The 24,128-nt window shown below is 44.7% G+C and carries 18 protein-coding genes; 11 read left to right on the top strand and 7 right to left on the bottom strand.

Translation table 11 applies throughout. From position 1 onward, the window contains the following. Nucleotides 1-181: 181 nt before the first annotated feature. The 3 genes from QYT14_RS06850 to QYT14_RS06840 all read right to left on the bottom strand — a co-directional run bounded on the left by QYT14_RS06850 (nucleotide 182) and on the right by QYT14_RS06840 (nucleotide 4,565). Entirely contained in the window at nucleotides 182-682 is a 501-nt protein-coding gene (locus QYT14_RS06850) for an energy transducer TonB (protein WP_288324585.1), read from the bottom strand. A 439-nt stretch (nucleotides 683-1,121) separates the two neighbouring features. After that, nucleotides 1,122-2,759, bottom strand: coding sequence for an ABC-F family ATP-binding cassette domain-containing protein (locus QYT14_RS06845; RefSeq protein ID WP_237040005.1), 1,638 nt, complete (start codon nucleotides 2,757-2,759; stop codon nucleotides 1,122-1,124). A gap of 135 nt (nucleotides 2,760-2,894) precedes the next feature. Further along, nucleotides 2,895-4,565 (bottom strand): putative transporter, encoded by a 1,671-nt coding sequence (locus QYT14_RS06840; protein ID WP_237040004.1) that lies wholly within the window; start codon nucleotides 4,563-4,565, stop codon nucleotides 2,895-2,897. A 279-nt stretch (nucleotides 4,566-4,844) separates the two neighbouring features. On the opposite strand from QYT14_RS06840, the gene mutA reads away from it, so the two are divergent. From mutA to QYT14_RS06820, 4 genes are all read left to right on the top strand, one after another. Next, nucleotides 4,845-6,704, top strand: a complete 1,860-nt coding sequence (mutA, locus tag QYT14_RS06835; RefSeq protein WP_288324584.1) for a methylmalonyl-CoA mutase small subunit — start codon at nucleotides 4,845-4,847, stop codon at nucleotides 6,702-6,704. 8 nt (nucleotides 6,705-6,712) lie between these two features. Further along, entirely contained in the window at nucleotides 6,713-8,857 is a 2,145-nt protein-coding gene (scpA, locus tag QYT14_RS06830; RefSeq protein WP_288324583.1) for a methylmalonyl-CoA mutase, read from the top strand. Nucleotides 8,858-9,054: 197 nt separating this feature from the next. Then, nucleotides 9,055-10,989, top strand: a complete 1,935-nt coding sequence (locus QYT14_RS06825; RefSeq protein WP_288324582.1) for an LruC domain-containing protein — start codon at nucleotides 9,055-9,057, stop codon at nucleotides 10,987-10,989. A 152-nt stretch (nucleotides 10,990-11,141) separates the two neighbouring features. Further along, nucleotides 11,142-13,280, top strand: coding sequence for a DNA topoisomerase 3 (locus QYT14_RS06820; RefSeq protein ID WP_288324581.1), 2,139 nt, complete (start codon nucleotides 11,142-11,144; stop codon nucleotides 13,278-13,280). A gap of 16 nt (nucleotides 13,281-13,296) precedes the next feature. Here the strand turns inward: QYT14_RS06820 and QYT14_RS06815 are convergent, their stop codons facing one another. The 3 genes from QYT14_RS06815 to QYT14_RS06805 are packed head-to-tail and all read right to left on the bottom strand — an operon-like array spanning nucleotide 13,297 to nucleotide 18,538. Beyond that, nucleotides 13,297-14,727, bottom strand: a complete 1,431-nt coding sequence (locus QYT14_RS06815; protein WP_288324580.1) for an rRNA cytosine-C5-methyltransferase — start codon at nucleotides 14,725-14,727, stop codon at nucleotides 13,297-13,299. Between the two features lie 55 nt (nucleotides 14,728-14,782). Then, nucleotides 14,783-15,754: a metallophosphoesterase gene (locus QYT14_RS06810; protein WP_288324613.1), complete on the bottom strand. Its 972-nt coding sequence runs from the start codon at nucleotides 15,752-15,754 to the stop codon at nucleotides 14,783-14,785. 15 nt (nucleotides 15,755-15,769) lie between these two features. Beyond that, nucleotides 15,770-18,538 (bottom strand): TonB-dependent receptor, encoded by a 2,769-nt coding sequence (locus QYT14_RS06805; protein WP_288324579.1) that lies wholly within the window; start codon nucleotides 18,536-18,538, stop codon nucleotides 15,770-15,772. 254 nt (nucleotides 18,539-18,792) lie between these two features. On the opposite strand from QYT14_RS06805, the gene QYT14_RS06800 reads away from it, so the two are divergent. From QYT14_RS06800 to QYT14_RS06780, 5 genes are read left to right on the top strand one after another with little or no spacing between them, the layout of a single operon-like run. Then, nucleotides 18,793-19,422: a DUF6249 domain-containing protein gene (locus QYT14_RS06800; RefSeq protein ID WP_288324578.1), complete on the top strand. Its 630-nt coding sequence runs from the start codon at nucleotides 18,793-18,795 to the stop codon at nucleotides 19,420-19,422. A 3-nt stretch (nucleotides 19,423-19,425) separates the two neighbouring features. Next, nucleotides 19,426-19,971, top strand: coding sequence for an RNA polymerase sigma factor (locus QYT14_RS06795; protein WP_288324577.1), 546 nt, complete (start codon nucleotides 19,426-19,428; stop codon nucleotides 19,969-19,971). Next, the gene (locus QYT14_RS06790) at nucleotides 19,958-20,284 is read left to right on the top strand and encodes a DUF5056 domain-containing protein (protein ID WP_237039995.1); all 327 of its coding nucleotides are present in this window, start codon (nucleotides 19,958-19,960) and stop codon (nucleotides 20,282-20,284) included. Before QYT14_RS06795 ends, QYT14_RS06790 begins: the two co-directional genes overlap by 14 nt. Nucleotides 20,285-20,323: 39 nt before the next feature. Further along, a complete protein-coding gene (locus tag QYT14_RS06785; RefSeq protein ID WP_237039994.1) occupies nucleotides 20,324-21,118 on the top strand; it encodes a thymidylate synthase in 795 nt (264 codons plus the stop codon). A 19-nt stretch (nucleotides 21,119-21,137) separates the two neighbouring features. Next, the gene (locus tag QYT14_RS06780) at nucleotides 21,138-21,632 is read left to right on the top strand and encodes a dihydrofolate reductase (protein WP_237039993.1); all 495 of its coding nucleotides are present in this window, start codon (nucleotides 21,138-21,140) and stop codon (nucleotides 21,630-21,632) included. Between the two features lie 7 nt (nucleotides 21,633-21,639). On the opposite strand, the gene QYT14_RS06775 is transcribed toward QYT14_RS06780, so the two are convergent. Continuing rightward, on the bottom strand, nucleotides 21,640-22,116 hold the full coding sequence (locus tag QYT14_RS06775) for an Lrp/AsnC ligand binding domain-containing protein (RefSeq protein WP_237039992.1): 477 nt from the start codon (nucleotides 22,114-22,116) through the stop codon (nucleotides 21,640-21,642). A 128-nt stretch (nucleotides 22,117-22,244) separates the two neighbouring features. Between QYT14_RS06775 and QYT14_RS06770 the strand changes: the two genes are divergently transcribed. Both QYT14_RS06770 and QYT14_RS06765 read left to right on the top strand, forming a co-directional pair. Next, the gene (locus QYT14_RS06770; RefSeq protein ID WP_288324576.1) at nucleotides 22,245-23,531 is read left to right on the top strand and encodes an IgA Peptidase M64; all 1,287 of its coding nucleotides are present in this window, start codon (nucleotides 22,245-22,247) and stop codon (nucleotides 23,529-23,531) included. A 32-nt stretch (nucleotides 23,532-23,563) separates the two neighbouring features. Next, complete coding sequence (locus tag QYT14_RS06765) at nucleotides 23,564-24,100, top strand: GNAT family N-acetyltransferase (protein WP_288324574.1); 537 nt, start codon at nucleotides 23,564-23,566, stop codon at nucleotides 24,098-24,100. The last annotated feature ends 28 nt before the right edge of the window (nucleotides 24,101-24,128 follow it).

Genomic DNA, 24,128 nt, shown 5'->3' with positions numbered 1-24,128 from the left:
CAGGAATGAAATTTTAATTCATTACTGCTCGGTATGGATAATCTGTGGTGAAACGTTCCTGTGCTATCTGCACAAAGTCGTGTCGACCCTGTTTCTTGCTATTCTCGAAAAGCGATTGACCGCATGGAAACAGACAAAGTTAACCAAAATAATCATAATTCATAGATAAAAAGCTATCTTTCTATGATAATTTGAAAGTAATCGGAATCTTATAATTCACCCTGACAGGGTTACCATTCAATTTTCCCGGCGTCCATCGGGGCATTGACTTAATAATCCGAAGAGCTTCTTCATCCAAAACAGAATCAAGCCCTATCAACACATGTGCATTGATGATACTGCCATCCCTATCCACCACAAATCCTACAACGACTTTTCCTTGTGTACCATTTTTCTGCGCAGCCATAGGATATTTCATATTTTGTGTGATATAACGCACCATTGCTATGTATCCACCGGGATATTCGGGCATCACCTCTACATTGTCGTATATTTTATCGGGGGTTTCCACCTCTTTATACAGTTCTGTCTCAAGTTCGGCTTGCGAAGGAGCTTTCCCCGCTGTTGCATCGTCTTCTTCCTCCACATACGGTATACTACTCTGTTCTTCGGAAGTTTCCGTTTCGGCATTATCAGACAAAATATAGTCCGAAAGGAAAAACCAGAATACAAGGTACAACACTTATATTTTGGAGATAAGAGCCAGCCAAACTATGTTCTATTCCGTAAGACTCAGCAGGCGCCATAAAAAAAGGTACTATTGTAAAGAAGAAAGCAAAAAGCGCCATTGCACCAGTAGAATAGTTGTGCAAATAAACGACTGCCGTTTTTTTACGAATAAAACCTTTCATTAGCCGTTATAAGCATTCTCATCCTTTAGATTAACCCTTTTTGTCAGTCGAAGTACTATAGTATCCGGCAATGGACTGTACAGTCTGCTACGGTGGATTATACAGTCCACTGCCGAAGACTGTACAATCTGCTACGGTGGACTGTACAGTCCGCTGCCGAAGACTGTAGTAATCTTCCGTTTAAAAGCCCTTAGCCGACAGCAAGAAAGGGCTTAATCTTCCCTTTGGCCGCGGTTAAGCAGCAGGAGGCGATACAATGTGACTTTTATATTATTTCTTTTCAAGCTCTTGCAAGCTTTCCATCTTCTTTGTTTCCAGGAATTCATAGATACCGCAAAGATGCTCTCTCACTTTCTTATTGCCGAATTCATACACCTTGCTCACCAGCCCGTCAAGGAAGTCACGGTCATGGGATACCACGATAAGCGTACCGTCAAAATCAAGCAAAGCCTGTTTCAAGATATCTTTTGTCTTCATGTCAAGGTGATTGGTAGGCTCATCGAGAATCAGCAGATTGACCGGTTCAAGAAGTAACTTTATCATCGCCAGACGGGTGCGTTCACCTCCCGAAAGTACCTTGACTTTCTTCATCGAGGCCTCGGGACCACCAAACATGAAAGCTCCCAGCAAGTCACGAATCTTATTACGGATATCGCCTTTTGCCACATCATCGATGGTTTGGAAGACGGTCAGGTTTTCATCCAGCAGCGAAGCCTGATTTTGTGCAAAATAGCCAATCTGAACATTATGCCCCAGCGTGAGCGTTCCCTCGTGGTCTATTTCCTTCATGATACATTTCACCAACGTAGATTTACCCTCACCGTTCTTTCCCACAAAAGCTACTTTATCGCCACGCTCGATGGTGAGGGAAGCATTGCTGAACACCACATGGTCGCCATACGTCTTGCCCACCCTGTCCATGATAACCGGATAATTTCCACTTCGGGGCGATGGAGGAAACTTAAGGCGAAGTGCCGAAGTGTCTTCCTCATCCACTTCCACCAGCTCCAGCTTTTCGAGCATCTTGACACGGCTCTGCACTTGCAATGTCTTGCTATAAGTTCCTTTGAAGCGTTCGATAAAGTCCTTTGTCTCCTGAATCATTTTCTGCTGCTCTTCGTATTGTTTCATCTGCTGCTCGCGGCGCTCTTTACGAAGGACAAGATATTGCGAATAGTTCACTTTATAGTCATAGATACGTCCCATGGTCACTTCGATGGTGCGTGTAGTGATGTTATCCACAAACTTACGGTCGTGGCTGATGACAATGACAGCCTTTGCACTTGTTATCAGAAAATCTTCCAACCATTGTATAGACTCGATATCAAGATGATTGGTCGGCTCGTCAAGAAGAAGGACATCAGGATTCTGCAGAAGCAGTTTTGCCAGCTCGATACGCATACGCCATCCGCCACTGAAATCACTGGTCTGACGGTTGAAGTCTTCGCGTGTGAATCCCAACCCGAGCAACGCTTTTTCCACATCTTCCTCAAAATGGGTAAGGTCGATGGCATAAAACTTCTCGCTCATGGTAGAAACTTTCTCGATAAGTTCCATATAAGAATCACTCTCGTAATCGGTGCGCACAGCCAATTCGTTATTAATGGCTTCAATCTCCGCTTCCATGGCATGAAGATGGGCAAAGGCCTGAGAAGCCTCCTCGAATACTGTGCGGCCGTCTTCCGTCATCAAGTGCTGTGGAAGGTAAGCGACGACACAATCCTTGGGGGCAGTCACTTTTCCGCGGGAAGGCTGGCGGACTCCCGCCAATATCTTCAACAAGGTAGACTTGCCGGCACCATTCTTTCCCATCAGGGCGATGCGGTCTTTCTCGTTTATCTGGAAAGAAATGTCACTAAATAAGGTGGTTCCGCCAAACTCGACGGTCAATCCATCTACTGAAATCATATTTATCCTTTTTCTTTGTTATTATAATAAAGCAAATCAGGCACGGATGACACGGAGTCCACAGTCTGTCCGTAAAAAGAAGAACCGTGTTTTTCCGCGTAATCCGTGCCCGACTAAATTCTCACTCACTAAAAGTTATGAAGCCAATATCAATATCAATAACTGGGCTGTCAGAATGCGAAGGAACATAGACACCGGATAAACGGTAGAATATCCTACTGCCGGAGCATTGTTTCCTGCTGTCTGATTGGAGTAAGCCAATGCAGGGGGGTCAGTGTTACTACCTGCAATAAGACCCATCAGCATAAAATAGTTCATCTTATAATGGAAACGAGCTACGGCACCCATTATCAATAAAGGTATGACAGTTATCAAAAATCCGCAACCTACATACAATAATCCGTCACCGTCTACCACCGTGCTCACAAAATTGGCTCCCGCCTTGATGCCTACACTGGCAAGGAACAGGGCGATACCGATTTCACGCAACATCAGATTGGCACTCATCGTGGTGTAAGTGACCAGCTTCATCTTATATCCGAAGCGTCCAATCAAAATAGATACAATCAACGGACCGCCGGCAAGACCCAATTTCACCGGAGTAGGAATGCCGGGGAATGCAATGGGCAGACTGCCGAACAGGATTCCAAGGAAGATACCTACGAATATAGTCACGATATTAGGGTGGTCAAGACGTTTCAACGAGTTACCCATCAGACCGGCAACGCGCTCTACGGCATCCTGTGCACCTACCACCATGACACGGTCGCCCACCTGAAGCGTCAGGTTTCGTGAAGCAAAGATATCCATACCCGAACGATTCACACGGGTCACATTCACTCCATACATACTGCTGAAATGAAGCTCACCAAGCTGCTTGCCATTCATTTTGGGCTGTGTAATCAAAATGCGGCGCGATACCATCGGAGTATCCTGCTTTTCCCAGTCTACTTCAATCTTCGGACCAATGAACGCAATGATAGCTTCGGCATCATCTTCGGCACAAACCACAAACAGCTGGTCGCCGATGTGGAAAACAGTATCACGGTTCGGAATGCTCACATGTCCGTTTTGAAGAATACGCGAACATACAAAGTCACGTCCCATAAAGTCTTTCACCTGAAGCAAGGTCTTTCCCGACAATGCCTCATTATGCACTTCAAGATGCATCATTCTGGGGGTCAGATGAGGATTGGCCGCCTCTTCCTGGGCAATAGCCTCCTCTTCTTTCTTCAGATTGACACGGCAAATGTAGCGAATGGCAATGATGGAGCCGATAATACCCAGCACACCAAGCGGATAAGCACAAGCATATCCCATCGCTATCTGCGGACCGTTATAACTCAGTTGCGACAAAGCTTCGTTGGCGGCACCAAGTCCGGGAGTATTCGTCACCGCACCGCAAAGAATACCCACCATCATAGGCAATTCGATACGTCCGTTCAGTCCGTAATACAAGCCGAGAGCAACAGCTACATTTAAAAAAACAATGCCAATCGCTATCAAGTTCATGGCGATACCACCCTTCTTGAAAGAAGAGAAAAAAGACGGTCCTACCTGAAGACCAATGCAAAAGACGAACAGAATAAGTCCGAAGTCTTGCAAGAATGTCAAAATCTGCGTGTTTCCCGTAAAACCGAAGTGTCCACAGACAATGCCGGTAAACAAGACGAAGGTTACACCCAGTGACACTCCGAAAATCTTAATCTTTCCGAGTAACACACCCACTGCTATCACAAAAGAATACAGCAGCACTATGTGTGCAATCGAGTTTTCATCAGTAAATAGATTTTGTAACCAATCCATAATATTCATGTGTTTTAAAAATTGCCGCAAAATTAGCAAATTCATTCCACTCAGCCCAATAATCCGGGCATAATTATTTCACTTGCATGGTTTATTTTGCAATATCTACATAGCAAACCTCATAGTTACCTACTTCTTTCCTTAACAAAATGACAGAAATAAACAGTTGCTTGCTGCGAAAATAAGTAAAAAAGAGAATCTATTTAAAAGGAATTAGTATATTTGCCCGAACACTTGAACAGGATTATTACTAACTTAAATATTAATACCAAATAAACTATGGCAGATAGTAAAGAGAAACTCTTTTCAGATTTTCCCGGCGTCTCTACGGAGGCGTGGATGGAAAAGATTACAGCAGACCTGAAAGGCGCTGACTTTGAAAAGAAACTGGTTTGGAGAACCAATGAAGGCTTTAAAGTGAAACCTTTCTACCGTCAGGAAGACTTGGAAGGTTTAAAAACAACAGAAGGACTGCCCGGACAGTTCCCTTATGTGAGAGGTACGAAGAAGGACGACAACACTTGGTTAGTGCGTCAAGATATCCATGTGGAATGCCCGAAAGAAGCAAATGCCAAAGCACTTGACATCCTGAATAAAGGTGTCGACTCTCTTGGTTTCAAGATTAATGCAAAAGACTTGAATGCCGAATACATTGAAACATTGCTGAACGATATTTGCGCCGAGTGCGTAGAACTGAACTTCTCTACTTGTCAGGGACATACCGTGGAACTGGCAAAATTGTTGGTGGAATATTTCCAGAAGAAAGGTTATGACCTGACCCAGCTGCAAGGTTCTGTCAACTATGACCCGATGGGCAAGATGATGGCAAAAGGCAAAGACCTGAGCAATTTCGCCGCCACTGCCAAAGAATTGGTCGACGTTCTGGCTCCATTGCCCAAGTATCGTTGCATCTGCGTTAATGCAGTAGAGTTAAACAATGCAGGATCTTATATTTCACAAGAGTTGGGATATGCATTAGCGTGGGGTAATGAATATCTAAACAAACTGGTAGAGGCAGGAATTCCGGCTACATCGGCTGCAAAAAGAATCAAGTTCAATTTCGGTATCAGCTCCAATTACTTCCTCGAAATCGCCAAATTCCGCGCAGGACGTATGTTATGGGCCAACATCGTGAACGAATATAAACCCGAATGCGAATGTGCCTGCAAGATGATTGCCCATGCAGAGACATCTACATTCAACCTCACTCTGTTTGACGCTCATGTAAACTTGCTCCGCACACAGACAGAAACAATGAGTGCAGCCTTGGCAGGTGTGGATTCTATTACTGTCACTCCGTTTGACAAGACTTACAAGACTCCTGATGACTTCTCGGAACGCATTGCACGCAACCAACAGTTACTGTTGAAAGAAGAATGTCATTTTAATAAGGTGGTCGACCCAGCTGCCGGCTCATATTTCATTGAAAACCTGACTGTTTCCATTGCCAAGCAAGCATGGGACTTGTTCCTCAATGTAGAAGAAGAAGGCGGTATGTTGGAAGCTGTCAAAGCAGGCAAGGTGCAGGAAGCTATCAATGCTAGCAACAAGGCCCGCCATGATGCAGTTTCCAAACGCAAGGAAGTATTGCTCGGCACCAACCAATTCCCTAACTTCAACGAAAAGGCAGGCGAAAAGAATCCGGTCGAAGCACAATGCTGTTGCTCCGGAAACAGTTGCGAAAGACCTGTCGCAACACTGAACTTCAACCGTGCCGCCAGCGAATTTGAAGCACTTCGCCTGCAAACCGAACGTTCAGGCAAACGTCCGAAAGCATTTATGCTCACCATCGGCAACCTGGCTATGCGTCAGGCACGTGCACAGTTCTCTTGTAACTTCCTGGCTTGTGCAGGCTATGAAGTGATTGACAACTTGGGCTTCCCCACTGTAGAAGAAGGTGTAGAAGCTGCGATGAAGGCGGGTGCCGATATCGTCGTGATTTGCTCGAGCGATGACGAATATGCAGAATATGCTGTTCCGGCATTCAAAGCACTCAACGGACGCGCCATGTTTATCGTAGCAGGTGCTCCGGCTTGCATGGAAGACCTGAAAGCCGAAGGCATCGAAAACTTTATCCATGTACGTGTAAACGTATTGGAAACTTTGAAAGAATACAACGCTAAGTTAGGAATTAAGTAAGGAAGACAATGAAACCGAATTTTAAAAACATAGATATTTATGCCGGATTCCAGCCGCAGAACGGCATGGAATGGCAAAAAGCCAACGGCATTACCGCCGACTGGAAGACACCGGAACACATCAGTGTGAAGCCTGTTTATACGAAAGAAGACCTGGAAGGCATGGAACACTTGAACTATACCGCAGGTATTCCTCCCTATCTCCGTGGCCCATACTCCATGATGTACACGTTCCGCCCTTGGACAATCCGCCAGTATGCCGGATTCTCTACCGCAGAAGAAAGTAATGCATTCTATCGCCGCAATCTGGCCTCAGGTCAGAAAGGTCTGTCGGTTGCATTCGACCTTCCGACCCACCGTGGCTATGACCCCGACCACCAGCGTGTAGTAGGCGATGTAGGTAAAGCAGGTGTATCCATCTGTTCTCTGGAAAACATGAAAGTATTGTTCGACGGTATCCCCTTGAACAAAATGTCTGTCTCCATGACAATGAATGGCGCCGTACTTCCTATCATGGCATTCTATATCAATGCCGGTTTGGAGCAGGGAGCAAAACTCGAAGAAATGGCAGGAACTATCCAGAACGATATTTTGAAAGAGTTCATGGTGCGTAACACCTATATTTACCCGCCTGCCTTCTCTATGAAGATTATCTCCGACATCTTTGAATATACCTCTCAAAAGATGCCTAAGTTCAATTCAATCTCCATCTCCGGCTATCACATGCAGGAAGCCGGTGCAACGGCAGATATCGAGTTAGCTTATACCTTGGCCGACGGTTTGGAATATCTCCGTGCGGGTGTTGCAGCAGGTATCGACATCGATGCTTTTGCTCCGCGTCTGTCATTCTTCTGGGCTATCGGTATGAATCACTTTATGGAAATTGCCAAGATGCGTGCCGCACGTATGTTGTGGGCAAAGCTTGTAAAACAGTTCAACCCGAAGAACCCGAAATCACTGGCATTGCGTACTCACTCGCAGACTTCGGGCTGGTCACTGACCGAACAAGATCCGTTCAACAACGTAGGCCGTACCTGTATCGAAGCAATGGCAGCCGCATTGGGACACACTCAGTCACTGCACACCAACGCATTGGACGAAGCCATCGCTCTTCCGACAGACTTCTCTGCACGTATTGCACGTAATACTCAGATTTATATTCAGGAAGAGACTTACGTATGCAAGAACGTCGACCCATGGGGAGGTTCTTATTATGTAGAATCTCTGACAAATGAACTGGCTCATAAGGCTTGGGAACATATTCAAGAAATCGAAAGCCTAGGCGGTATGGCGAAAGCGATTGAAACCGGCGTGCCTAAGATGCGTATCGAAGAAGCTGCCGCACGTACTCAAGCCCGTATCGACTCCGGTGCACAGACCATCGTCGGCACCAACAAGTATCGCCTGGAAAAAGAAGATCCTATCGATATCCTCGAAGTAGATAATACGGCTGTTCGATTGGAACAAATTGAGAACTTGAAACGTCTGAAAGAGGGCCGCAACGAAGAAGAAGTGAAGAAAGCATTGGATGCTATTACCCGTTGCGTCGAAACCAAAGAAGGCAATTTGCTGGAACTGGCAGTAGAAGCAGCCCGCGTCCGCGCTACCTTAGGCGAAATTTCAGATGCTTGCGAAAAGATTGTAGGACGTTATAAAGCAGTAATTAGAACTATATCAGGCGTGTATTCATCAGAAAGTAAAAAAGATGCAGATTTCGCAAAAGCTTGCGAACTGACCGAAGAATTTGCTAAGAAAGAAGGTCGCCGTCCGCGTATCATGGTTGCCAAGATGGGTCAGGATGGACACGACCGCGGTGCTAAAGTAGTGGCTACAGGTTATGCAGACTGTGGTTTCGACGTAGATATGGGACCGTTGTTCCAGGCTCCTGCCGAAGCTGCCCGTGAAGCGGTGGAAAACGACGTTCATGCAGTGGGCGTTTCATCACTGGCTGCCGGACACAAGACTTTGATTCCGCAACTGATGGAAGAGTTGAAGAAATTGGGTCGTGAAGATATTCTGGTCATTGCCGGAGGTGTAATTCCTGCCCAAGACTACGACTTCCTCTATAAAGCAGGTGTGGCAGCTATCTTCGGCCCGGGTACTTCCGTAGCCAAAGCAGCCGTACAGATTATGGAAATATTGCTGGAAGAATAAAAGTCTTCTTTATACATTAATTTATAAAAGGCGAACTTTGAACAGGTTCGCCTTTTATATGCTCTCTACACCACATTCTTTTCCCGATAACCATCTTTCAAGATAAAATAATCCCCATTATTAAGCATTTATCGTCATATTTTCTTCATTATCAATGTTTTTTGATTATATTTGCCCAATTAACATCTTTAAATGATATGAAGGACTTTACAAAATGCGTGCTGATTACAGCAACGCTGTTCGTGTTATATAGTTGCATGGACAAAAACAGCCTAAACGGTACACCCGAACCGACTCCTGAACCGGAAAAACCTTCCGTGGAGGACTACTTTGACTTCAACACAATGCAAACCATTAAAGTGAACATTGATTATGGTTTCAATGACTATCTCGTACTTTTCGAACTCTTTGATGAAAATCCCACAGAAGAGCTGGAGGATGGTTCCATTATTAAAAGAGAGGACATAAAAGGACTTTTTAAAGCCTCAACGGATAATTCAGGCCGATTCACTGGCAGTGTTACTATCCCGGCCAGAGCCGACAAGGTATGGTTATATTCCGATTATCTGGGAACGGTGTCCCCCATCGAACTGACAATCAAAGACAAAAGTATCAGTTTCAATCAAAATGACTATATCGCATCACGCAGAGGCGAGGCGAGGGCTGTGACTCCCAACAACCAATTTAAATACCCTGATGAATATAAGATATTAGGAGATTGGGATGAAACTGGGAAACCGGATTATTTGCTTCCCAAAGCAAATACACCTGACTATATACTCTATAATATAAAAGAAACATACTCTACAGTGAAAAGTAAATACATATCTGTAGTGCACCCGGAATTCCTTGATAACAATGTAAAGTCGGATATTATCTTGGCAAAGGCCACCAAAATAAAATTGGTATTTGTGAATAGTGGAGCCGGGCATAGAAATGTAGTCGGATATTATACTTATCCGAAAAACGAAGTCCCCGAAGAAAACAAAATAACAAAAATCATTGCATTCCCCAACATCACCAAAACAAGTCAGGCTTCTATATTTTCTTGTGACCAAGTAGCATTAAAATATTGGGACGGAACACAATTCCAAGATGAATTTCCGGCAGGAGTGGCTATTGGCTTGTTTGTGCAACCCAATGGTTTCTCCACCAATGACGGTACAATTGGAAATCCCGGAAAAGGCAATGCCTGGAATGCAACTAAATATTCAAGTTCCAATCTGAACCACCAAGGAGAAAAACGAACCATTGCTTTATTAGACGTCATTTCTACACAAATGGTAACTATCGGTTTTGAAGATGGTACAGATAACAATTTCTCCGATGCTACATTCTATCTTGACATTGAACAAAAGGATGCAGTGGAAAAAAATACAATTCCCGATTTACCGGATGGAAACGCTCCAACTCCCGATGATAATGCACAAACCACTGTCGGTACACTTACCTATGAAGATAAATGGCCGGAAGAAGGTGACTATGACATGAATGATGTTATGGTAGACTATGAATCGACTATCTACAAGACACTAGGAAACAATAAAATCACCAAGATTATCGATAAATTCACTCCTCGCCACAACGGAGGCATCTATAATAACGGCTTTGGCTACCAATTGACCAATATTACCTATACAGATGTCAAAAGTGTCACTATCGAGGGTCCCGAACGTTCCACATTCATCGGCAACGACAATATGGAAAGCGGACAGACCTATCCTACCGTCATCCTCTTTGACAATATCAAAAATGTGATAGGAAAAACATATACCGTGACCATAGAAATAGCAAATGCAGACTATAATAAACTAATTCCGCCCTATAATCCGTTCATCATCTGCAGCACAGACCAAGGAAGAGGCAAAGAAGTGCACCTTGTCAATTATCTGCCGACCAATAAAGCCGACAACAGTCTATGGGGAACAGGAGAAGACGCCTCTCAACCTGAAAACAATTTGTTTTATGTATCCAATGACAATATGCCTTTTGCCATCCATTTACCGGATGTGAAAGACTTCCCTATTCCGACAGAAAAAGTACGTATCACTACGGCATATCCCGGATTTGCAGAATGGGTAAAATCTTCCGGTGCACAAAACAAAGGCTGGTATCTTCATAAAAACGAATAAGGAGAAACCTACAAAAAGAATAACAGAATAGCATATCAAGTACCGGTAACGGCTGAAAGCAGTTTCTAATTTCTCATAAATTAAAGAGAAAAGAGAGTTGCTTTCAGCCGTTTTTGTTACCTTTGCAGTCCTATTAGACAGAACGAAAAATTATGATAGTTTGCATTGCCGAAAAACCTTCCGTTGCACGCGATATCGCTGATGTATTGGGAGCCAAAAATAAAAAAGACGGATACATAGAAGGAAATGGATACCAGGTGACCTGGACATTCGGACATCTCTGTACCCTGAAGGAGCCGCATGAATACACTCCTTCATGGAAAGCATGGAGCCTGTCCAGCCTTCCGATGATTCCTCCACGTTTCGGAATCAAGCTTATCAATGATCCGGGCATCGAAAAGCAGTTCCGTGTCATCGAAAGTTTAATGCAGAAAGCCGATGAAATTATAAACTGTGGTGATGCCGGACAGGAAGGAGAACTGATTCAGCGATGGGTGATGCAAAAAGCCGGTGCCCGCTGCCCGGTAAAACGTCTGTGGATTTCATCACTGACCGAAGAGGCCATACGTGAAGGTTTCCAAAACCTGAAAGACCAATCCGATTTCAAGCCGTTGTACGAAGCCGGTTTAAGCCGTGCCATCGGCGACTGGGTATTAGGAATGAATGCCACTCGTCTCTATACTTTAAAATATGGGCAAAACAGACAGGTATTATCTATCGGCCGTGTGCAAACACCCACCCTTGCTCTGATTGTCAAAAGGCAACAGGAAATTGAAAACTTCACTCCCCAACAGTATTGGGTACTTGCCACTGTATACCGTGATACGACCTTTACTGCCATCATCCGAAAAAGCGATGAAGAATTGGCACAGGAGGAAAGTGACCAAAAAGAATCTGCCAAGAAAACCAAGAAAGCTGTCGAAAACAGGGGAATACCTCCTATCACTGACCTTCCCACAGGCGAAGCATTGATGGAACGTATCAAAAACGTTCCTTTTACCGTGACGGAGGTGACTAAAAAAGCGGGGACGGAAGCCCCTCCCCGTCTCTTTGACCTGACTTCTTTACAGGTGGAATGTAATAAAAAGTTTGGATATTCGGCTGATGAGACATTAAAACTTATCCAGTCACTCTACGAAAAGAAAGTAACTACCTACCCCCGTGTGGATACTACTTTCCTGAGTGATGATATTTATCCTAAATGTCCCGGTATTCTGGCGGGGCTGAAACCTTATGAAACACTGACAGCTCCACTGGCCGGTACCAAGCTGAACAAGTCAAAGAAGGTGTTCGACAATTCGAAAGTCACCGACCACCATGCCATCATCCCTACCGGACAGCCTCCCGTCAACCTGACGGATATGGAGAAACGTGTGTTCGACCTTGTGGCACGCCGCTTCATTGCCGTGTTCTATCCCGATTGTAAGTTTTCTACCACCACTGTGATTGGCGAAACAGACGGAATAGAGTTCAGAGTAACCGGAAAACAAATATTGGAACCGGGCTGGCGTATCATCTTTGCCAAGCCACAGACCAATCTGCCCGACGGTATGACCGATTCTGATGCCGAACCGCGTGAAGGAGACGAAGAACGCACCCTGCCTACCTTTGTAAAAGGTGAAAGCGGCCCTCATCTGCCCACATTGAATGAGAAATGGACACAACCGCCCAAGCCCTACACTGAAGCAACTTTGCTGCGTGCCATGGAAACTGCCGGTAAACTGGTGGATAATGACGAATTGCGCGATGCCTTAAAAGAGAATGGTATCGGACGCCCGTCTACCCGAGCTGCCATTATCGAAACCTTGTTCAAACGTCATTATATCCGAAAAGAACGCAAAAACCTGATTGCCACCCCCACCGGAATGGAACTTATCGGACTGATTCGTGAAGAACTGCTGAAATCGGCAGAGCTGACAGGTATCTGGGAAAAGAAGTTGCGCGAGATAGAACGGAAGAGTTATGATGCTTCCACTTTTCTGGACGAGTTGAAGCAAATGGTAGCAGAAGTGGTGCACAGCGTATTGAGCGACAATACCAACCGCCGTGTCACTACCATGGAAGAAGCTGTCAAAGAAGAAGCCGCCAAAAAGCCTGCCACCAAAAAGAAAGTAAGTGCTCCCCGCAAACCGAAAACAGCCGCCAAGGAAGTGAAGCCTGAAAATCCGCCTGCCGATGAATGGGTCGGTAAACCTTGTCCGCTATGTGGAAAAGGAACGATTATCAAAGGAAAAGCCGCTTATGGGTGTTCCGAATGGAAGAACGGCTGCACCTTTCGCAAACCGTTCTGATAAATATCGGAAATTGTCAGTCGCCCCACACCATACTAAGCACATCCGGCAAATAACCGCTACGGATACGCCATTCCTGCGGATACAGATTGTTGGCACGGTTGCCTATATTCTTGGCAAAACCTAATGGAATCTCTTTGTAGGTGAGCAATACATAACCGCGGGGAACGGAAGGGGCCAAAGCCACAGCCTCTTTACGCAAATAAGCGACAGCCTGTTCATAACTCAGTTCAGCCTGTGGAAACTGTCCTTTCCTCATGGCTGTAGTCATTGCCAAAGAATGGTCGGGCACAACATCTTTTCCTTTCAACTCACCCAATGTGACTCCGGCATGGATAATCTTTAAAGCCTGTTGCAACAGCGCATACGTTTCACTATGTTTTTTGGGAAAAGCAACAATACCGGTACCTTTCACCTCGAACTGATAGTCTTCAGGGTGCTGCAACCAGTCTTTTACTTCTTTAGGAACGGGCATCACCTGCTGTTTCTCTCTTCCACCCTTCTTTTTATCTTTTCTGCCACTGGCATGCCCTTTCAGGTAATCTCCGGTCATTTCCTCTTCTCCCCCTTCGGTATCCTTACGAAGTACAGCCAAAAAGAAACCTTCTCCTTTTGTCTTATGAGGTAAAAAGCGATACACCGGAAAATTCGCTTCGGTCAAGTTGCCGGTAATATTCCATTCCGGGCGGACAGGTACCTCCAGCACCTCAGCTCCCAGTTCGCGGACTATCCAAGCTACATTATCTTCATCTTCCTCCCTATTATAGGTACAGGTACTGTAAATAAGCAGTCCCCCCGGCTTCAATGCCGTCCACACATCTGCCAAGATACGGCGTTGACGCTGCCAGCAAATCTGTACATTATCTGCACTCCACTCCTCTACCGCCACAGCATCTTTGCGAAACATCCCCTCACCCGAACAAGGCACATCCGTCAGAACAACATCAAACACCCCCGGCAAGGCAGCAAAATCCGAAGGATTGTTATTAGTGACCACCACTTCTGCATTTCCCCATTTAATCAGATTCTCGGCTAAAATCTGCACTCTGTTGCGCATCACTTCGTTTGCTACCAGCAAACTGCCCTCAGGCAATACCGCCCGTGCAGCAGTGGACTTACCCCCCGGCGCCGCACAGAGGTCGAGCATCACTACCGGAGACGAGACATAGGTCTTCAACACCTGTTCCACAAACATGGAAGAAGCTTCCTGCACGTAATAGCATCCGGCATGAAACAAAGGGTCGAACGTAAAAGTCGGGCGTTCCGCCAAATACATTCCGTTAGCAGACCAGGGAACTCGCTCTCCTTTAACCTCTCTATCACATTTAGCACTATTGGCACGGATGCTCACAGGCGCTTCGCCCTGCAAGGCATCCTCCAATTGTCTATAATCGTTATCACCCAGCAATTCACGGGTTCTCAGGGAAAATTCAGATGGTAAATTCATTGTTATCAGCATACATTATGCTGCAAATATACTCTTTTTCCCCATATTGCTAAGTCTATTTCGTACGTTTTACCGTATAAACTACTTTTCCCGCCTTATCGACCATGTGCATATCCAACTCTTTTTTATCGACCGTGAAGATAGAAAAGCCTGGTTCGGGACTACAGAACTGTGTGCCTTCCACAGCCTTCACCTTCCGACTCAAAGAAGCAGACGTATTCACCACGTAGTCAATATCACTGCCCGGCACACGAATATGCTGAAAGTTATGAATATGTCCGCAGGCATAAATATCCACTTTATGTTTGCGCAATATAGGGTCCAGACGATTCTGCATATCACTGCGTTCACTGTCGTCTTTCGGAGTCTCCGCATAGATGGGATGATGACCGATTACCACTATCCAATCTTCTTTGACAACAGTCAGCACAGAGTCAATCCATGCAAGCTGCTTATCCATATCCTGTTTACAAGCATCCGGATAAACTGTGCTTTCGTTGCGGTATTTGTCAATCAACGGAGCTGTATCTATCATCACAAAGCGAACGCTTGTTCCCTTCTTTTCAAATACTTTTGTATAATAACGGTCAGGCATTGTCCAACGACGGCTCACATTCGTATAATCCAATACAGCCTGTGTGTTCCCACGGTATTCGTGATTACCCAAGACCGGAAACCAGTCTATCATCAGCTCGGGATGACTATAAATCAGTTCATAGTTAGTCATCCAAAGCGGATCATTCACACTGCGGACTCCCTCAAAGTGATGGACATCACCGGCAGCAAACACACATTCGGGGCCAATTACATCAGCCATTTCGCCCATCAACTCAGCAATAGGTTTCTGGTCATAATAACCGTTTCTTCCCAAATCGTTTGCCATATAGAAATTCAATTGTCTTTCCAGTCCCTTCCACTCCTGCGGAGTCTGGGCACACACATTCACACAGATAGCCGTACCGATAACGGCAATCCATACCCATGTCAATACTTCCTTTATTCTTCCTATCATCTTCAACATATTCATATTATCCATTTATATTTAAAAACTTACCTTAAAACCTGCGTTTACTTTCACTCCATAATATTCAGCCTGCATCGTACGGTCTTTCGTTCCCTGATAGTAACGAAGCGGCTGGTTCAATAAATTGTTTGCTTCGGCATAAAACGTCATTTTCACCTTTCTGCCGAAAGTATAACTGGCATTCACATCCATATAATTCACAGCATCATAGAATCTGTCATAAAATGTACTCGGTCCCATTTCATCGATAAAACTGGATGCATAATTATAACTCAAACGTACATTCAGCCCTCCTTTTTCAAAATAGAGAGAAGCATTGGCCGTATGTTCAGGAGATCCCGGCAGACTCAATCTACTTTCATTTTCGCGACCTTCAAAGTTAAAGTCTTCCACACGTGAGTGCGTATATGTATATGTTCCATAGAAACCTATACATTTCAATGCCGGAACAATGAAACCGAAATCACGCTGATAAGAAAATTCCATTCCCCACAGATTAGCGTTTCCGGCATTTTTAGGCTGGGTGAAACGAGTATATTCAGTACCTTGGTACTCATAGTTGGTCAATACCTGATCGACAATAAAATCGTCTATCTTCTTATAAAAGAATCCTGCGCTCACCAGACCGATACTCTTGAAGTAATAATCTGCACTTAAGTCGAGGTTGTAAGAGAGAGTCGGCTTCAAGTTTGAGTTACCAATCTTTATCTCGTTGTCGCCACGGCTAATATTCACACTCGGAACCAAAGCCGAATATTTGGGACGACTCAACGTTTGTGTGTACGAACCGCGAATCTTGAAATCATCATTTACATCCCATTTTACCAAAAGAGAAGGAAGGAAATTCACGTAACTGTTGGTCACCCGGCCAGTCTTGGTGGTCATGTCCGTTTCATCGTCATAGTTGCGTCCGGTGTATCGAAGAGAAGTATGTTCCAGACGCAGTCCTGCCATCAGACTGATGTCAGGGCTGAACCGATGGTCGAAACGCACATAGCCCGAGCTGACAGTTTCGCGTGCTTCAAAGTTTTCCGCCAATTCTGCCTGCACCTGCTCTTTCTCAAACTGCGAAGGGTCATTCAGATTCAATCCGCCAACATACTCTTTACTTGCAAACAAACCTACTTGGTATTTGTTGTCCGGCATAAACTTATCGGTACTTTGGTCAACAATATTCCTCAGGCTGCTTTCCATAAAGCCATCCTCATCTATCGGCGTATATTCATAAAAGTCTATTTCTTTCTCCTTAGTTTTACGCACTACTTTCGCTCCGAACTTCAGTTTGGCGCCATTATTCAGACTTGCCTTGAAGTTGGCGGAGAATTTCAAGTCTTCTTCTTTTATATCTTCCTGTTGTTCGGTCAGTTCCTTCAATCCGAATTTATCACTCAATGTCAGGGTAGACCCCGATTGAGGAGTGGCAAACGGTTGGCGCTCATCACTCAGATTCATATCGAACTGCTGCTTCTTTAACTGAAAATCGAGGTAACGTTCATTCGGACGCTCTTCCGTGGCTTTGGCATAGCTGGCATTCCAGTCCATGCCGATAGCCCCCCACAAGTGTTCACCGCCCAAAGAAAAGTCCATAGTGCGCTGACGCTCCAAACGAGCATTGCGATTATCGGGCGTACCGGCTTTCGTCTGAACACGGACGGTTCCCTTTCCTTCTTCATCCAAATCCTTTATAGTAGTGCGATAACGGTTTTCCCAGTCGTTGCGGTTATTGAAAATACCTTTGAAAGTCAGTTTATGATTTTCGTTGATATCGAAATCAAATGCAGCGGAATAACTTTGGCGCTCACGTGTAACAAAGTATTGACGCATCTGGTAATCATTGACATATACCTTTCCAGCTTCGTTTTGCTCCCACATAAACTCGGTATCGTAAGAACCCGAAGGAGCATTTTGATAAGAAGCCGAAAGCAACATTCCCAGTCTGTCATTAAAGAAACGGTCACCGTAAGTAAATCCTAAGTTCAGTTGGGCTTTCTCACTAATCCAGTTATAACCGCTTCCTGCCGTTGCATTGATAGTACGTTTATAAGGAGAATTTTTAGTCACCAAGTTGATAGAACCACCGATAGCATCACCATCCATATCGGGTGTAACTACTTTACTGACCTCGATGGTCTGAATCATATCCGCGGGAATCAGGTCGAGCTGCACGTTACGCGTATCCCCTTCGGCCGAAGGAACACGATTGCCGTTGATGGTTACGGAACTCAAATCGGCACTCGTACCGCGCACTTGTCCGAAACGGGCTTCACCCTGGTCGTATTGCACATTGATACCGCTGATACGCTTCAATGCATCACCGATATTAAAATCCGGAAACTTGCCTACTTGGTCGGCTGACACCACATTGGTAATTCCTATATTATTTTTTTGTGCATTGATAGCCTTCTTTTGTCCTTGAAAAGCACCTTTTACCTGCACAGCCTGTAGTTCCAGCCCCTCATTCATCACAATGTCCTTTTCCAATGTCTTGCCTTCGGGAACCGTGATATTCATTTCGATAGGACTATAGCCCACATACGTTACCTTCACTGTATAAGTGCCGGGCTTCAGATTGGGTAAGGTATAAAAGCCGTTCACGTCACTAATCACCCCTGTTTTCAGATTCTCAATAAAGATAGAAGCTCCCGGGAGCGTTTGTTTGCCGTTGTCTATCACACGTCCGCGGATGGCACCCTGTTTCACAACCGTTTCATTGGCTCCGGCAAAAGCATCTCCACAGATACCTGCTGCGAGCAGCATACAAGATACTAGTCTAATAACCTTTTTCATATATTTTTTATGCGTTATAAATCTGCCGCAAAAGTAGATGAGTCAGATTTCGTGGGGATTACACTGCATTAAAGGTTTTGTAACAATCAGGTTTCATTTCCGTTACAAGACGTAAAACGGCAGGCTTATGCCGCCCAGACAAAGGAAATACCATCTTTTTCTCTGTTTTATGAAAAATATTTCGTCTATTTGCAACCAAAAGGAAGTCATCTTCCGTCTAACTCATAGAAAATAATAATAAATAGATAAAACGTATGAAACAGATCTTTTTAATCTTTGCCTTCCTGATTGGATACAGCCTGACGGCTTCTGCAGAAAAGATAAAACTGGTTCCTTCGGCTAATGACAGTACACGAATGGATACTGTAGTGGTAAGCGAACTAAGCGATGTGGATACTTACGACCCAACTGACGCCCATTCAAATACCGATTTTAGTTTCTTTGAAGAAAATATGTCGAACGATATGGGTGGAATTATTGTACTGATTTCCGTCATTATGATATTCGGGTTGCCACTGTTTATCGTCGCTATCACACTATGGTTCCGATATAAGAACAAACAAGCCAAATACAAACTGGCAGCCGAAGCGCTCGCTGCAGGGCACAGCATTCCGCAAGAACTCTTCAATGAGAGAAACCGCAACAACGAAATTATGACCAAGGGAATCACCCATATCTTTTTAGGTATCGGACTGGGAGTTTTCCTATGGGTCATGACTGGTGTCAAAGGACTGGCCGCTATCGGTTTCCTTATCTTCTGTATGGGAATAGGACAAGTACTGATTGCTTATACCACCGCTCCCCGCAAGCATAAAAAAGACGATTCCTCTCCCATCCGGATGAACGGGGATGAACACGAAGACACTCCACACAACGAACAATAAAGAATGGGGCAACTCAACGACATATCGTTGGTAGCACAAGTGGTGGTCTTCAAAAACACCCGGGCGTTTGATACTTTGGTCAAAAAGTATCAATCGCCCGTGCGCCGCTTCTTCCTCCACCAGACATTGGGTGACGAAGAGCTGAGCGATGACTTGGCGCAGGAAACTTTCTTGAAGGCATACACCCATCTGAGCTCGTTCAAGAACCTGTCTAATTTCTCCACTTGGCTTTATCGTATTGCTTATAATGTATTTTATGACTATATTCGCAGTAAGAAAGAAACTTCGGGACTGGAAGACTGGGAAATAGACGCCTCCTACCAAGTGGAACAAGCCAAAGTAGGCGAACAAATGGACATATATCGGGGATTGAGCCGACTGAAAGAGGCAGAGCGAACGTGCATCACTCTGTTCTTTATGGAGGATCTCCCGATAGAAAAGATAGCGATAGTAACCGGTATGCCTGCCGGAACTGTCAAATCCCACCTCTCACGTGGAAAAGAAAAACTTTCTAACTTCTTAAAACAAAATGGTTATGATGGAAAATGATGATAAATTGATTAGCCAATTCATGCAAGCCAACAAGCATGAAATAGAAGACAACGGATTCTCACGCCGGGTGATACGGCAGTTGCCCGAACATGCCAAGTGGATGTCCGATGCACTCACTGCAGTCTGCACCGTACTTTGCTGCATACTGTTCTATGTGTTTGACGGTTTCAATTTCTTGTTCGGTGTCATTGTAGAAGTCATCACGTCGCAATCTTACAATCTGATGAGCAACACAAACTTCATTTCATTGGCGATTGCTACGATAGTAGTCATCATTATAGGCGTCCAACGAGTAGTCAGTTTCCGATAAATTGTGTACTTTTGCAATCTGTAAAATGAAAATCCGAACATGAAACAATATTTAGACCTGTTAGACCGTATCCTTACCGAAGGGGTCCATAAAGAAGACCGGACCGGTACGGGAACCATCAGTGTGTTTGGCCATCAAATGCGCTTTAACCTCGAAGAAGGATTCCCCTGTATAACCACCAAGAAGTTACATCTCAAATCCATCATACACGAACTGCTTTGGTTCCTGCAAGGAGATACCAACGTGAAATACCTGCAAGACAACGGAGTACGTATTTGGAACGAATGGGCGGACGAAAACGGTGACTTGGGACATATCTATGGTTACCAATGGCGTTCGTGGCCTGATTATAAAGGCGGATTCATCGACCAAATCAGCGAAGCGGTAGAAACAATCAAACATAATCCCGATTCACGGCGTATCATTGTCAGCGCATGGAATGTAGCCGACCTGAACAATATGAATCTTCCTCCCTGTCATGCTTTCTTTCAGTTCTATGTTGCCAACGGACGTTTAAGTCTCCAACTGTACCAACGCAGTGCCGACACGTTCCTCGGAGTGCCCTTCAATATTGCCTCATACGCCCTGCTATTGCAGATGATGGCACAAGTCACCGGACTCAAAGCGGGTGATTTTGTCCACACACTGGGAGATACACATATCTATATGAACCACTTGGAGCAAGTAAAATTACAGCTCACCCGCGAGCCGCGTCCACTCCCCCAAATGAGGATTAATCCCGACGTAAAGGATATATTCAGTTTCAAGTATGAAGACTTCGAGCTGGTGAATTACGACCCATGGCCCCACATTGCCGGGAAAGTATCTGTTTAACACTGTAATACCCAAGAGGATGAATAACCTGTCTATCATAGTAGCCATCGCAAAAAACAATGCCATCGGCATGGACAACCAATTATTATATTGGTTGCCCAACGACTTGAAGCGTTTTAAAGCGCTCACCACCGGACACACTGTTATCATGGGACGAAAAACCTTTGATTCACTGCCCAAAGGCGCGTTGCCCAACCGCCGGAATATCGTTTTATCACGTCAAGCCGGACTGGTTTGTGCGGGTGCCGAATGTTTCACTTCATTAGAAGAAGCTCTGGCTCATTGCAATGCCGAAGAGGAAATCTTTATCATGGGAGGTGCCAGTGTATATCAGGAAGCATTACCGCTGACCCATCGTCTATACATCACATTGATACACGACGACAGTAAGCAGGCGGATGTCTTTTTCCCCGAAATAGACGGCAAAGTGTGGAAAGAAACAGGTAGAGAAGACCATCAGACCGATGAGAAACATCTCTACCCTTATAGTTTTATCAACTACGAACGAAGATAAGACAGCATTAATCCTCGTCTGCCAAATCCAAAATAGGCATTTGTCTTTTAATAGCTTCGTTGAAAGAAATAATCGTCTCTGAACGAGCCAAACCGAGCGGTTGCAGTTTATCATGGATAATGCTAAGCAAATGATGATTGTTCTTGGCATATATCTTGATAAACATGTCATACTGTCCGGTAGTGAAATGGCATTCCACTACTTCCGGAATCTTTTTCAACGCTTCCGTGACAGAATCGAACTGTTCAGGATCCTTTAAATAAAGACCAATGTAGGCACATGTTTCATACCCGATTTTCTCCGGGTCAATAACATACTCCGAACCTTTCAGAATACCCAAGTTGGTCAGTTTCTGAATGCGCTGGTGAATAGCCGCCCCCGACACATTGCACGCACGGGCAACTTCCAAAAACGGAATACGAGCATTATCAGCTATCAACTTCAATATTTGCTCATCCAAACTGTCTAATTGATGATGTCCCATTCTTTTTAGTTTAATTTTCTGCAAAGATATGACTTTTCCCGACAATATTTGTGCAATCCATAACTTTTATTGCACGAATATTTATAAATTAATAGAAAGTCGTATCTTTGTTCAAAATTAGAAAAGACATGAAAAAGACACTTATTTTTCTTTTATGCAGCATTATGAGCATCGCTGCTTTCGCACAGAATTTTGATGATTTCTTTGAAGACAAGACTCTTCGGGTGGATTACATCTTTACGGGAGATGCCAAGCATCTGGATATTTATCTGGACGAACTCTCCAGTCTTCCCGACTGGGCAGGCCGTCGACACCATTTGTCCGAAATTCCCTTGGGAGGAAACGGTGAAATAACCATGAAAGACAAGGCGACGGGGGAAGTTATTTACCGCACCTCCTTTTCCAGCCTTTTTCAAGAATGGGTGACTGAAGAAGAAGCCTCCCGCGTGAGAAAGGGGTTTGAAAACTCTTTCCTGCTTCCTTATCCCAAGAAAGAGGCAATCGTTACCATTGCCCTTAAAAACGTATATCATAAGGTAAGCACTTCTCTGACGCACGAAGTCAACCCCAATGATATCCTCATCCATCAGAGAGGATTGGCGCGTATCACTCCCCATCATTACTTATTACAAAGCGGCAGTCCGGAAGACTGCATCGACGTAGCTATTATGGCGGAAGGCTACACTGAACAGGAAATGGATCTTTTCTATAAGGATGCACAGACAGCTTGCGATGCCTTATTCAGCCACGAACCTTTCAAGAAGTTGAAAAATAAATTCAATGTGGTAGCGGTAGCCAGTCCGTCACAGGACAGCGGCGTGAGTGTGCCGGGCAAAGGCGAATGGAAATCTACGGCCGTCAGCTCTCATTTCAACACGTTCTACTCTGACCGCTATCTGACTACAAGCCGGGTAAAAAGCATCCATAACTGGTTGGCAGGCATTCCATACGAACACATTATCATATTAGCCAATACAGACACTTATGGAGGAGGAGGCATTTATAACTCTTATACACTGACCACTGCCCACCATCCGATGTTCAAACCAGTAGTAGTGCATGAATTCGGCCATAGTTTCGGAGGGTTGGCAGACGAATATGCATATACAGAAGCACCCAGTCCGCAATATCCTTACGAGGTAGAGCCATGGGAACAAAACATCACTAGCCTCGTCAACTTTGAAAGCAAATGGAAAGATATGGTTCCTGCCAATACTCCCATCCCCACCCCGGTGACAACCAAAGAACCGGATATATACAACAAAGTAGGGGTTTATGAGGGAGCCGGTTATACAAAGAAAGGCATTTATCGTCCGGTCACCGAATGTAGAATGAAAATTAACGAAGCACCCGCTTTCTGCCCCGTTTGCCAGCGTGCACTTGAACGACTGATAAACTTTTATACAGAGAAATAAGTTATATATTAAATGGCTAAACCAAGACAGAAATGATTGAAATTAAACAGGTTAAGACAGAAAACCAAGAACTATACGGTTTTGTAGAAGAGTTGATGCACACGGCGTTTCCTGCACAAGAACGCCGTGACACTCCCCAACAACGTGAATATTCGGACAGTAACCCCCTTTTCTGCAACAATGTGATAATGGAAGACGGAAAAACCGTCGGCATGATCAGTTATTGGAATATGGGAGACTTTTACTACATCGAACATTTTGCCATCGATCCCTCCCTGCGCAACGGCGGTTACGGCAAACGCGTATTAGAGAGTATCCAGGCCAAGCTGAACGGTCCCATCGTTCTGGAAGTAGAAGAGCCGACAGAAGAGATGAGCATGCGGCGTATCAACTTCTACAAGCGGTTGAATTTCACACTCCACGAAAAGCCATATATGCAACCTCCCTACCGCATCGGCGACTCAGGTCTGCCCATGTTGCTGATGACTTATGGAGATATAGACATGGAGAAAGACTTTGAAAAAGTAAAGAATACGCTATATAAAGAAGTATATGGTCAGTCAGTCTGACCGTATACTTCTTTTTAAGACAGAGACA

Source organism: uncultured Phocaeicola sp., assembly GCF_948499155.1.
GTDB classification, from domain to species: Bacteria; Bacteroidota; Bacteroidia; order Bacteroidales; family Bacteroidaceae; genus Phocaeicola; species Phocaeicola faecalis.
The sequence above is the reverse complement of the archived record's forward strand: the minus strand, read 5'-3'. Positions and strand labels throughout refer to the sequence as shown.